The 12426-nt window shown below is 75.4% G+C and carries 10 protein-coding genes and 1 pseudogene; 9 read left to right on the top strand and 2 right to left on the bottom strand.

Going from position 1 to position 12426, the window contains the following annotated elements:
* Positions 1 to 168: 168 nt before the first annotated feature.
* Entirely contained in the window at positions 169 to 999 is an 831-nt protein-coding gene (locus AB0G13_RS31100) for a GDSL-type esterase/lipase family protein (protein ID WP_357882107.1), read from the bottom strand.
* 251 nt (positions 1000 to 1250) lie between these two features.
* Here AB0G13_RS31100 and AB0G13_RS31095 point away from each other — a divergent pair, with 251 nt between their 5' ends.
* The 6 genes from AB0G13_RS31095 (at position 1251) to AB0G13_RS31070 (ending at position 8983) form a co-directional block, all read left to right on the top strand.
* Entirely contained in the window at positions 1251 to 2300 is a 1050-nt protein-coding gene (locus AB0G13_RS31095; protein WP_357882105.1) for a S1 family peptidase, read from the top strand.
* Positions 2301 to 2403: 103 nt separating this feature from the next.
* Positions 2404 to 4011, top strand: a complete 1608-nt coding sequence (locus AB0G13_RS31090; RefSeq protein ID WP_357882102.1) for an MFS transporter — start codon at positions 2404 to 2406, stop codon at positions 4009 to 4011.
* A gap of 156 nt (positions 4012 to 4167) precedes the next feature.
* The gene (gene aspS, locus AB0G13_RS31085; RefSeq protein WP_357882099.1) at positions 4168 to 5973 is read left to right on the top strand and encodes an aspartate--tRNA ligase; all 1806 of its coding nucleotides are present in this window, start codon (positions 4168 to 4170) and stop codon (positions 5971 to 5973) included.
* Positions 5974 to 6142: 169 nt separating this feature from the next.
* Positions 6143 to 6958, top strand: coding sequence for a sugar nucleotide-binding protein (locus AB0G13_RS31080; protein ID WP_357882096.1), 816 nt, complete (start codon positions 6143 to 6145; stop codon positions 6956 to 6958).
* 82 nt (positions 6959 to 7040) lie between these two features.
* Positions 7041 to 7631, top strand: coding sequence for a helix-turn-helix domain-containing protein (locus AB0G13_RS31075; RefSeq protein WP_357882093.1), 591 nt, complete (start codon positions 7041 to 7043; stop codon positions 7629 to 7631).
* Positions 7628 to 8983: an MFS transporter gene (locus AB0G13_RS31070; protein WP_357882090.1), complete on the top strand. Its 1356-nt coding sequence runs from the start codon at positions 7628 to 7630 to the stop codon at positions 8981 to 8983. Before AB0G13_RS31075 ends, AB0G13_RS31070 begins: the two co-directional genes overlap by 4 nt.
* Positions 8984 to 9128: 145 nt before the next feature.
* Here the strand turns inward: AB0G13_RS31070 and AB0G13_RS31065 are convergent, their stop codons facing one another.
* Positions 9129 to 9869 (bottom strand): GNAT family N-acetyltransferase, encoded by a 741-nt coding sequence (locus tag AB0G13_RS31065; protein ID WP_357882087.1) that lies wholly within the window; start codon positions 9867 to 9869, stop codon positions 9129 to 9131.
* Positions 9870 to 10034: 165 nt separating this feature from the next.
* On the opposite strand from AB0G13_RS31065, the gene AB0G13_RS31060 reads away from it, so the two are divergent.
* The 3 genes and pseudogenes from AB0G13_RS31060 to AB0G13_RS31050 all read left to right on the top strand — a co-directional run.
* Positions 10035 to 10256, top strand: coding sequence for a hypothetical protein (locus tag AB0G13_RS31060; protein ID WP_210834577.1), 222 nt, complete (start codon positions 10035 to 10037; stop codon positions 10254 to 10256).
* Between the two features lie 76 nt (positions 10257 to 10332).
* Positions 10333 to 11847, top strand: coding sequence for a replication-associated recombination protein A (locus tag AB0G13_RS31055; protein ID WP_357882084.1), 1515 nt, complete (start codon positions 10333 to 10335; stop codon positions 11845 to 11847).
* Positions 11844 to 12426 (top strand): annotated as a pseudogene (locus AB0G13_RS31050) (hypothetical protein); the annotation flags it as partial. The gene AB0G13_RS31055 and the pseudogene AB0G13_RS31050, both read left to right, overlap by 4 nt.

Below are 12426 nucleotides of genomic sequence, written 5' to 3'. Positions count from 1 at the left end.
CCGGCGCAGCGCGCGCGGGCACGCGGTCGCCCGGCCGCGCGACGTGGTGCCGCGGCCGGGGCCCGGGGCGCGCCGCCGCGCCGGGTAGCGCCCCAGCAGGTCGGCCTGCCCCGGGCCGCCGCCGCGACGCGCGGACGGTGGTCGCCGTCCGCGCGTCGGTCCGGCCGGCTACCAGCCGAATCCGGCGGCGTACGAGACGCTCGCCAGGACCTGCTGCCCGGAGGTGTTCGGGTGGAAGTAGTCCCAGGTGGAGAGCTGGCCGAGGGTGAACGGGTAGCCGAACACGGCGTTGTCGTCGAAGTCGCAGTTCGGGCCGTACGCGGCGCAGGCCTGGGCGAGCTGCGCGTTGTAGTCGACCACCCGCTGGCGTACCCGGTTGCGCCGGTCCACGTCCGCCTGGGCGGTGGAGGTCGGGTTGGCCAGCATCGACTGGCAGATGCCGAACAGCGACCAGGCGCTGCGGGCGCTGCCGCTGTCCTTGCCGACGAACCAGAGCCGGTGGATGTCCGGCACGCTGATCACCTGCACCCGGGCGGTGGGCAGCCCGGCCTTGAGGCGGTTGAGCGCGGCGTCGATGTTGGCCCGGTAGGTGGTCACCGGGGTCATCCCCGCCTCCGTGTCGGTGCAGGCGTCGTTGGCGCCGATCAGCATGGTGACGTAGTCGACGCCCTGGCTGACGGCGGTCCCGGCCTGGCCGTACATGTCGGCGGACTTCGCGCCCGTGCGGGCGTCGTTGTGGTTGCGGCCGTTGATGGCCGCGTTGGTCGCGCGGATGCGCAGGTACTGGCTGTTGACGGCGGAGTCGCCGCCGGTGCTGAAGGACCGGGAGGTGCAGTCGCTGTACCAGCCGCAGGCGTTGAAGCCGCGGGTGATCGAGTCACCGAGGCTGGCCATCGAGTTCGGGGGCGGACCGGGGTCGGCGGCGGCCGGGGTGCCGGCCAGCAGGACGAGGGCGGTGAGGGCGGCGAGAGGGGCGAGCAGCCGTCGGACGGACTTCATGGTGGCCTCCGGATCGCGGGTGCCGAATGGTGGGACGGTGGACTGAGCGTATAGACGCTCGTCAGTGTCCACAATGTTTCCGGCAGGTGACCCCCGCAGTCGGGGCGAAAAGGACAAAGTCGGGTCTTGCATACGAACTCAAGTATGTGAATACTTCAGTGAGCTCAGCCGGTACCCCCAGATCGGCAGGGCTGCTCCCGGCCCGGGTCACCCCGACGCGGGCCCGTCACCCCCTCCCTGGAGGTTGTTACATGCGACCCACGAGGTCCTCGCTCCGTCGCGCCGCCGTCGTCGCCGCGGCCGGCGCCATGGTTGCCGGCTCGCTGATCGGCGCGCCCGCCCAGGCCGCCCCCTCGCTCGCTTCGCCCGACGCCGCCGCCAGCCTGGCCGAGCGCCTCGGCGACCGGTCCGCCGGCACGTACGCCGACGCCAGCGGCAAGATGGTCGTCACCGTGACCGACGCGCTCGCCGCCCGGCAGGTCAGCGCCGCCGGCGCCATCCCGAAGGTCGTCAAGCGTGGCGCCAGCGAGCTGGCCCGGGCCACCGCGGAGCTGGACCGCTCCGCCAAGATCCCCGGCACCGCGTGGTGGACGGACCCGGCCACCAACCAGGTCGTCGTCTCCGTTGACAGCACCGTGACCGGCGCCAAGCTGGAGCGCGTCAAGGCCGCCGCCGCGCGGATGAACGGCGCGGTCCGGATCGAGGCCGAGGCCGGCGTGCTCAGCACCCGGATCTCCGGCGGCCAGGCCATCTACGCCGGTGGCGGCGGTCGCTGCTCCCTCGGCTTCAACGTGCGCAGCGGCACCACCTACTACTTCCTGACCGCCGGGCACTGCACCAACATCTCCGCCTACTGGTACAGCAACTCCGCCCAGACCAACCTGCTGGGCACCCGCACCGGCACCAGCTTCCCGGGCAACGACTACGGCATCGTGCGGCACAACAACTCCGCCAACGCGGCCGGCAACGTCTACCTCTACAACGGCACCTACCGTGACATCACCGCCGCCGGCAACGCCTTCGTCGGCCAGTCGGTCCAGCGCTCCGGCAGCACCACCGGCCTGCGCGGCGGCTCGGTGACCGCCACCAACGCCACGGTGAACTACGCCGAGGGCTCGGTCTACGGCCTGATCCGCACCAACGTCTGCGCCGAGCCGGGCGACAGCGGCGGCTCGCTGTTCAGCGGCTCCACCGCCCTGGGCCTGACCTCCGGCGGCAGCGGCAACTGCAGCAGCGGTGGCACGACCTTCTTCCAGCCGGTCACCGAGGCGCTGAGCCGCTACGGCGTCAGCGTCTTCTGATCGATCGCACCGCAGCGGGCCGCCGGGTGATCCCGGCGGCCCGCCCGCGTTGCGGGACCGGTTCGCCGGACTGGACCGGGCAGGTCGGGGTACGTTCCGGCCGGTGAGCACCCCCGCGACCCCGCCCGCCGACTCCGCCGCGTCCGCCTGGGCCCCGCTGCGGCTCGCCGCGTTCCGCAGCCTCTGGCTGGCGGTGCTGGCCAGCAACGTGGGCACCTGGATGCAGACCGTCGGCGCCCAGTGGCTGCTCGTCGACGAGGCCAACGCCTCGACCCTGGTGTCGCTGGTGCAGACCGCCAGCATGCTGCCCGTGCTGCTGCTCGCCCTGCCCGCCGGCGCGTTGGCGGACACCCTCGACCGCCGCCGGCTGCTGATCGGCGTGCAGTGCTTCCTGGCCGCCGTCGGCGTGCTGCTGACCGGCCTCACCGCCGCCGACCGGATGCCGCCGGCGCTGCTGCTCACCCTCACCTTCGCGCTCGGCGTCGGTCAGGCGCTGACCCTGCCGGCCTGGCAGGCGATCATTCCCGAGCTGGTGCCCCGCTCCCAGCTCGTCTCCGCCTCGGCGCTCGGGTCGATCAGCGTGAACCTGGCCCGCGCGGTCGGACCGGCGGTGGCCGGCGTGCTGGTCGCCCGGGCCGGCGTCGCCACCGTCTTCGCCGTCAACGCGGTGTCGTTCGCCGTCTTCGCGCTGGCCCTGCTGCGCTGGCGGCCGGCCCGCGCCGGCGGCGACGACCTGCCCGAGCGGTTCACGGCCGCGCTGCGCGCCGGCGGCCGGTACGTGCGGTACTCGCCGGTGGTCCGGCGGATCCTGCTGCGCGCGGCGCTGTTCGTGGTGCCGGGCAGCGCACTGTGGGCGCTGCTGCCCCTGGTCGCGAGCCGCCGCCTGCAGTTGGGCGCGGGCGGGTACGGCGTGCTGCTCGCCGCGCTCGGCGTCGGCGCGGTGGCCGGTGCCCTCGTGCTGCCCCGGATCCGGCTGGCGCTCACCACCAGCCGGCTCCTGCTGCTGGCCGGCCTGGTCTACGCCGCAGTCCTGGTGGTGCTCGCCCTGGCACCGGGCCCGGTGCCGGTCGCCCTGGCCCTGGTGCCCGCCGGCATGGCCTGGATGACCGTGCTGTCGAGCGTCAACGCCGCGATGCAGCTCTTCCTGCCCGGCTGGGTCCGCGCCCGCGGCCTCTCGGTCTACCAGATGGTCTTCGCCGGCGGGCAGGCTCTCGGCGCGGTCGCCTGGGGCGCGCTCGGCGAGCTGACCAGCCTCGTGGTGGCGCTCGCCGTGGCGGCCGGGACGATGGCGGCCGGCGCGGCGACGGTGCCGCTCTGGCCGCTGCGCGACACCCGGGGCCTCGACCGGGACCCGGCGGTCTGGTGGCCCGAGCCGCACCTGACGCTGCCCGCGGACCCGCGCACCGGGCCGGTGCTGGTCACCGTCTCCTACACGGTGCCGCCCGAGCGGCAGGCCGAGTTCGTCGCGGCGATGCGCCTGGTGGGACGGTCCCGGCGGCGTACCGGGGCGATGCGCTGGGGCCTGTTCCGCACGGGCGAACGCCAGGACGGCTTCGTCGAGGTCTACCAGGTGCCGTCCTGGGAGGAGCACCTGCGCCAGCACGGCGGCCGGCTCACCGGCGCCGACCGTGGGGCCGAGGAACGGGCCCGGGCGCTGACCGTCGGCGACATCGTGGTGCACCACCTGCTCCCCGCCGACCCGCGCGACTGACGGCCCGCGGGCAGGACCGGCCCGGCGAGGTGGGCGGGGCGTACCGCGTGGCCGGCGGCGGCCGGGCCCCGCCTCCCTCACCCCGCAACGGGGCGCGGGGGAGGGCTGACAGAATGCCAGGGGTAACGGTGGACCGCAGATGAGGAGACGCAAGTCGTGATCCGTACCCATGACGCCGGCAGCCTGCGCGCGACGGACGCCGGCACCACGGTGACGCTCGCCGGATGGGTGGCCCGCCGGCGCGACCACGGCGGCGTGATCTTCGTCGACCTGCGCGACGCCTCCGGCGTGGTCCAGGTGGTGTTCCGCGAGGAGGACGCGCACGCGCTGCGCAACGAGTTCTGCGTCCGGGTGACCGGCGAGGTGACCCGCCGCCCCGAGGGCAACGAGAACCCGGAGCTGCCGACCGGCGAGATCGAGGTGACCGCCACCGAGCTGGAGGTGCTCTCCGAGGCGGCGCCGCTGCCCCTGCCGGTGGACGACCAGGTCGAGGCCGGCGACGACATCCGGCTGCGCTACCGCTACCTCGACCTGCGCCGCAGCGGCCCGGCGAAGGCGATGCGGCTGCGCTCGCGGGCCAACCAGCTCGCCCGCGCGGTGCTGCACGAGCGGGACTTCCTGGAGATCGAGACCCCGACGCTGACCCGGTCCACTCCGGAGGGCGCGCGCGACTTCCTGGTGCCGGTTCGGCTCCAGCCCGGCAGCTGGTACGCGCTGCCGCAGTCGCCGCAGCTGTTCAAGCAGCTGCTGATGGTCGGCGGCATGGAGCGGTACTACCAGATCGCCCGCTGCTACCGCGACGAGGACTTCCGCGCCGACCGGCAGCCGGAGTTCACCCAGCTCGACATCGAGATGTCCTTCGTCACCGAGGACGACGTCATCGACCTCGGCGAGGCGATCGTCTCGGCGCTCTGGAAGGACCTGGCCGGCCACGAGATCTCCCGGCCGATCCCGCGCATCACCTGGCACGACGCGATGGCCCGCTACGGCTCCGACAAGCCCGACCTGCGCTACGGCGTCGAGCTGACCGAGCTGACCGACTACCTGCGCGGCACCGAGTTCCGGGTCTTCGCCGGCGCGATCGACGCGGGCGGCTACGTCGGCGCGGTCGTCATGCCGGGCGGCGCGTCGCAGAGCCGCAAGGAGCTCGACGGCTGGCAGGACTGGGCCAAGGCGCGCGGCGCGCGGGGCCTGGCGTACGTGGTGCTCGACGCCGAGACCGGCGAGGCGCGCGGGCCGGTGGCGAAGAACCTCTCCGCCGCGCACCTGGGCGGGCTCGCCGACGCGGTCGGCGCCAAGCCGGGCGACGCGGTCTTCTTCGCCGCCAGCACGAACACCCGCGAGGCGCAGGAGCTGCTCGGTGCGGCCCGCATCGAGATCGCCAAGCGGGCCGGGCTGGTGGACGAGAGTGCCTGGGCGTTCTGCTGGGTGGTCGACGCGCCGATGTTCGAGCGCACGGACGAGGGCGGCTGGACGGCGGTGCACCACCCGTTCACCTCGCCGAACGCCGAGTGGGTCGACCGGTTCGAGGAGGCGCCGGACCGGGCGCTGGCGTACGCGTACGACATCGTCTGCAACGGCAACGAGATCGGTGGCGGCTCGATCCGTATCCACCGGGGCGACGTGCAGAAGCGGGTCTTCGACCTGCTGGGCATCACCCCGGAGGAGGCACAGGACAAGTTCGGCTTCCTGCTGGAGGCGTTCAAGTACGGCGCGCCGCCGCACGGTGGCATCGCGTTCGGCTGGGACCGGGTCTGCATGCTGCTCGCCGGCGCGGACTCGATCCGCGAGGTCATCGCCTTCCCGAAGACCCGGGGCGGCTTCGACCCGCTGACCGGCGCGCCGACGCCGATCACCACGCAGCAGCGCGCCGAGGCCGGCATCGACGCCAAGCCGAAGCCGGCGGCGGCGCCGCACACCGGCACGGCCGGCCCGGCCGCCCCGGTCGCCGACCCGACCTGACCGACCCGCCCTGCTCTCCCGGCCGACCCGCCCGGCGCTCCCGCCGGTCGGGGCCGGCCGACCCGGCCCGGCTCGCCCGGCGACCGGGAGGTCTGCGTCACGATTCGCCGGACGACATGACGCGGACCTCCCGGTCGTCCACGGGAGGCGGGAGCGGGAGGGGAACGGGATGACGCTGCTCGTGGTGGGGGCCAGCGGGTACCTCGGCGGTGAGGTCTGCCGGCAGGCGGTCGCGGCGGGGGAGCGGGTGGTGGGGACGTACCACTCGGGCAGGGTCGAGGTGCCGGGCGTCGAGACGTGCCGGCTCGACGTGACGGACCGTGCCGCCGTGCGCGAGCTGGTCGCCCGGGTCCGCCCCGAAGCCGTGGTCGGCACCCCCTACCGGTACGGCGAGTGGGCGGTGACCGCCGACGGGGCCGCCCACGTCGCGTACGCCGCCGTCGAGGCAGGGGCGCGGCTCGTGCACGTGTCCAGCGACGCGGTGCACGCCGGCCGCCCGGAGCCGTACGCCGACGACGAGCCACCCAGCCCGGTCTTCGCGTACGGGGCGGCGAAGGCGGCGGCGGAGACCGCCGTGCGGGCGATCGACTCGGGCGCGGCGCTGGTGCGCACCTCGCTGATCGTGGGCGACGAGCGGAGCAAGCAGATCCGGCTCTGCCTCGACGCCCTCGCCGGGCGGGCGGCCCTGTTCACCGACGAGATCCGCTGCCCGGTCGACGTCACCGACCTCGCCGCCGCCGTGCTGGAACTGGTCGGCACCGACTACGCCGGCCCGCTCAACGTGGCCGGTCCGGACGCGGTCAGCCGCGCGGAGCTGGGCCTGCTGGTCGCCGCGCACACCGGCATCGACCCGGCCGGCATGAAGACCACCACAGGCGCCGCCGCCGGCATGCTCCGCCCCGCGGAGGGGCGCCTCGACTCCACCCGCGCGGCCGGGCTGCTCCGCACCCGCCTGCGCGGAGTGCGCGAACTGCTCACCCGCTGACCGCCCGGAATCCGCACCGATCACGCACAGTTTCTATGCATAACTGTTGTGCACAGAAAGTATGCACAACTATTCTGCATCTATGGAGAACGAGCGACCGACCGCCCCGCGTACCGTCCACCTGGACGCCCGGCAGGTGCGCACCCTCGCCCATCCGCTGCGGATGCGGCTGCTCGGCACGCTGCGCGCGGACGGCCCCGCGACCGCGACCACGCTGGCCGGCAAGCTGGACACGAACACCGGGGCGACCAGCTACCACCTGCGCCAGCTCGCCGAGGTGGGGCTGGTGACGGAGGACCTCGACCGGGGCACCGGCCGGCAGCGGTGGTGGCGGGCGGCGCACGACATCAGCAACTTCGAGCCGACCGACTTCGACGACGACCCGGACGCCCGGGCGGCGGTGCAGTGGATCCAGGCCGACCAGGCGCGGCTGCTGGCCGAGCAGGCCGAGCGCTGGATGGCCGTTGCGCACGGCTACTCCCGCGAATGGCGCGACGCCGCCGGGATGAGCGACATCCTGCTGACGCTCGGCCCGGCGCGCCTGCGGGCCCTCAACGACGAGGTGTGGCAGCTGCTCCAGCGCTACCGCGACGAACCGGTGCCCGACGAGCCGGAGGCGGAGTCGGTGCTCTTCTTCCTGGCCGCCTTCCCCCGGGTGGAGGAGGGGCGGTGAGCGCACTGTCCGTACGCCAGGTCCGGCGCCGCTTCCTGGTGCTGCACGGGCTGCGCTGGCTGCCCACCGGGCTGATGGTCCCGGTGATGATCCTGCTGATGCAGGAGCGCGGCCTGACGCTGTCCCAGATGGGCCTGGTGACCGTCGCCCAGGGCCTGGTCGTGCTGGCGCTGGAACTGCCCACCGGCGGCCTCGCCGACGCCCTCGGCCGGCGCCCGGTCCTGGTGGTGGCCTGGCTGGTCAACCTCGGCTCGCTCGCGCTCTTCGCCGTGGCCGACTCGTTCGCGCTCTTCTTCCTGGTCTGGGCGTTGCAGGGCGTCTTCCGGGCGCTCGACAGCGGCCCGATGGAGGCCTGGTACGTCGACGCCACCCTCGCCGCCGACCCGGACGCCCGCTACGAGCCGGGCCTCGGCCACGCCGGCACGGTCGTCGGTGTCGCCATGGGCGCGGGCGCGCTGCTCGGCGGCGGCCTGGTCGCGCTGGGGCCGGTCGGGCCGGTCAGCGCGCTGACCGTGCCGGTGCTGGTCGCGATCGCGCTCCAGGCGGCGGCCCTGGTCGCCCTGCTGGTGCTGCTGGTCGAGGTCCGCCCGGGCAGCGGCGCCGGCGCGCTGCGGGCGTCGGTCGCCGAGGCACCCCGGATGGTCGGGCAGGCGTTCGGGCTGCTGCGCCGCTCCCGGGTGCTGTTCGCCCTGGTCTGCGTGGAGCTGTTCTGGGGCTTCGGCATGGTCACCTTCGAGTCACTGCTGCCGGTCCGGCTGGCCGAGGTGGTCGGCGACCCGGACCGGGCGGCGGCGCTGCTGGGGCCGGCCAGCTCGGCGGCCTGGCTCGCCGGGGCGGCCGGTGCGGCGCTCACCCCGCTGCTGCTGCGCTGGCTGGGCGCCGCGTCGAGCGCCGCCCTGCTGCGGATCGTGCAGGGAGCGACGATCGTCGGGATGGGCCTGCTGGCCGGCCCGGTCGGGGTGCTGGTCGCCTACCTGGCCTGCTACACCGTGCACGGCGCGTCCAACCCGCTGCACATGGGGCTGCTGCACCGGCAGGTCGACGGCCCGTACCGGACCAGCGTGATCTCGCTCAACTCCATGATGGGGCAGCCCGGCTTCGCGGTCGGCGCCATCGTGCTCACCGCGCTCGCCGACTCGGTCAGCGTCACCGTCGCCATGCTGGTCGGCGCCGTGGTGCTGGCCGTCGCCGCGCCGCTCTACCTGCCCGCCTGGCGGGCGGGCCGACGGACCGGGTCCGCCCGGGCCACCGACCTGGCCACCGGTCCGGCCGACGGGCCGACGGCCGAGACGGGCCGGTTCGGCGCGGGGGCGCCAGGGGCGGAGCCGGCGGCGCTGCCCCCGTCGAGGTGACCCGTCGGCACCGCGGCCGCCCGCTGGTCGGGCGGGAGCGCGATCCCGCTGAGGAGCCGCGACGACTCGGCGGTGTCACGCCTCCGGCGGGCCGGCCGGCGGGTGGGCGACCCGGATTGCGCGGGGACCGTCGCGCGGCGGGGGCTCAGCCGAGGCGCACCGAGCTGCGGGTCAGGCCGCCGGTGAAGCCGAGCCGCCGGTAGAGCCGGATCGCCCCCACGTTGACGCTGTAGACGCCGAGCGCCACGGTGTCGTGGCGGGCGAGCAGGGCCCGGGTCATCGCGGCGGTCAGCGTCGCCCCCAGCCCCCGGCCGCGCCGGTCGGGGGCGACGGTCAGGCCGGCGAGGAAGCCGATGTCGCCCCGGCTGCGGTCGGCGCCGCAGGCGACGATCCGGTCGCCGTCGCGGATGCCGTACCAGTCGACGATCCTCGGGTCGCCCGGGCGCGAGGTGGTGGTGGGGAACGACTCGTCGATCAGGGCGGTCAGCGCCGGGTGGTCGGCCCCGGTGAGCCGGACCACCCGCTCCTCGTCGGGCTGGCGCGGCGGCGCGGCCGTGGTCCAGAGGAAGTCCCACTCGTCGTGCCGGGCCACGGCCAGCCCGTCGGGCAGCGCCGCCGGGTCGAGCCGCGGCAGGTGCAGCCACTGACCCGGCCGGAGCGCGCCCCGCGCGACCAGGTCGGCGAAGATCTCGACCGCCGGCCCCGGGGCGCCGATCGCGCCGCCGGCCGGGCCGTGCTCCGCCGGCAGCAGCCAGCCCACCGCGTCGCCGCGCCGCCAGCCGCGCGGCCGCTCGCCGCGGGTGAGGGCGTGCCGGGCGTACGGGTGGTGACCGGCGGCCGCGAGGATGGCGTCCCGCCCCTCCAGGCCCTGGTCGGCGATGATCATGTCCGCAAGCCTAGGACGCGGTCCGACCTCCCGCCGGCGGGCCCCGACGTCCGACCCGTGTCGGGGCTGGCCGGACACGGGGCCGCTCCACGGTGGAGATTGGCGAGCGGACCGATTGGGTACATCCCGCGCCGACCCACTGGGAACCCCCACCGGAGGAACGCCATGCTCGCCATTCTCGCGGCGATCGTTTTCGGCTTCGCCCTGCTCATCGACCTGCTGGACACCAACTTCGGTGCTCCGGACCTGTTCAACTGGAACACCCTCGTCCTCATCGGCCTGCTGCTGCTCTCCCTCTACCTGGCCGGCGTCGGCCGGGGCCCGCGCGGCGGTGGCGGCGGGGGCGGCGGCCGGTGGTACCGGGGCCGGCGTCCCGGCCGCGGCTGACCGCAAACGATCATCCAGGGCCCGGCTCGACGGCGCGCTTCCGGCGCCGTGGGTCGGGCCCGGTACTGTTCCCGTGATGGAGTCCGACGCCCTCTTCTCCCTCGGTGAGCCCGCCGGGGCGCCCCCCACGCCCGCGGGTTCCGTCGGCGTGGACGGGTTCACGGCGGTGGGGGAGGATTCGCCGCTGCCCGTCCGGATGCGCCCGCGCAGCATCGACGAGCTGGTCGGGCAGGATCACCTGCTCGCGCCGGGTGCCCCGCTGCGCCAGCTCGTCTCGGCCACCGCGCCGATGTCGGTCATCCTCTGGGGCCCGCCCGGCAGCGGCAAGACGACCATCGCGCACCTGGTGGCCCGGGCCACCGACCGCCGCTTCGTCGCCATGTCGGCGCTCACCGCCGGGGTGAAGGACGTGCGCGCGGTGATCGACACCGCCCGCCGCCAGCGCCGCTCGGGCGGCCCGCAGACGGTGCTCTTCATCGACGAGGTGCACCGGTTCAGCAAGACCCAGCAGGATTCGCTGCTCGCCGCCGTCGAGGACCGCACCGTCACGCTGCTCGCGGCGACCACCGAGAACCCGTACTTCTCGGTCATCTCACCCCTGCTGTCGCGGTGCGTGCTGCTCACCCTCCAGCCGCTGGACGACGCGGCCGTGCGCAACCTGCTGCGCCGCGCGGTCGCCGACGAGCGCGGCCTCGGCGGCGCGCTCACCCTCGAGACCGACGCCGAGGACCATCTCGTACGCCTCGCGGCCGGCGACGTGCGCAAGGCGCTCACGGCGCTGGAGGCGGCGGCGGCCTCCGCCACGGCCCTCGGCGCCGAACGCATCGAGCTCGCCACCGCCGAGCAGGCGGTCGACGTGGCGGCCGTGCGCTACGACCGGGCCGGCGACGCCCACTACGACGTGACCAGCGCCTTCATCAAGAGCATGCGCGGCTCGGACGTGGACGCCGCGCTGCACTGGCTGGCCCGGATGCTGGTCGCCGGCGAGGACGCCCGGTTCATCGCCCGGCGCCTGGTCATCTTCGCCAGCGAGGACGTCGGCATGGCCGACCCGACCGCGCTGAGCGTGGCCACCGCCGCCGCCCACGCCGTGGAGTACGTCGGGCTGCCCGAGGCACAGCTCAACCTCGCCCAGGCGGTGATCCACCTCGCCACCGCACCGAAGTCCAACTCGGCCACCACCGCGATCGGGGCGGCCATCGCCGACGTGCGGGCCGGCCGGGGCGGGCCGGTGCCGCGCGGACTGCGCGACGCGCACTACTCGGGCGCCAAGGGTCTGGGGCACGGGACCGGCTACCGCTACCCGCACGACGACCAGCGCGGCGTGGTCACCCAGCAGTACGCCCCCGACGACCTCGCCGGCACCGACTACTACCGGCCCAGCCAGCACGGCGCCGAGCGCTCGGTCGCCGCGCGGCTGCCGCTGCTGCGCCGTATCGTCCGGGGGCTACCCGCACCGGCCGCCCCCACGGAGGCGCCGGTGGCGGTCGGAAGCGGACCGGCGGGCAGTGGCCGCCGACAGACGGACACGGGCGGCGCCGGCGCGGCACGAGAGGGCGGCAGTGAGACCGCCGGGGAGGGTCAGCAGTGAGATCGCGTGGTTCGGAGCGACCGGAGGACGGCCCCGACGAGCGGCGCGACTCCCGTGCCAAGGGCCGCCGCTGGGGGCGGGGCAAGGCCGAGGCCGAGCCCGAGGAGCCCATCAGCGGCGAGGAGTTCGGCTGGATCGACGACCTGCGCTCGGCGAAGCAGCAGCGCACCGAGTTGGGTCCGGACGGGGTGGAGCCCGCCTCGCCTGCCGGCCCGCGTCCGGGTGCCCCGACGCCTCCGGGTCAGGCAGGGCCGCCGCCCCACCGTGGTCCCGGTCCGGCCGCCGCGCCCCCGGTGCGTCGCGGCGAGGCCGAGCCCCCGCGACCCCGCCCGGTGGACGGGCCCTGGCCCGGCGCGCCGGAACCACCCCGACCGACCGGCCCCGTGGCCCCCGGGCCCGTTCCCCCGCACCAGCCCGCCCGCCGGCCCCCGGCGGCCGGGCGGCCGCAGCCCGACCCCGACGGCCCGGACCGGCGGCCACATCCCGGCCCGGGCACCGTGGCGGCTCCGCAGGCCGGTCCGGCGGCGGGGCCGCCGGCCCGCACCGCGACGGGTCCGCAGGCGAATCCTCCTGCGCGCA

Source organism: Micromonospora sp. NPDC023633, from assembly GCF_040640035.1.
GTDB lineage: Bacteria > Actinomycetota > Actinomycetes > Mycobacteriales > Micromonosporaceae > Micromonospora.
Note: the sequence above shows the minus strand (reverse complement) of the source record. Positions and strands in the feature narration are given on the sequence as shown.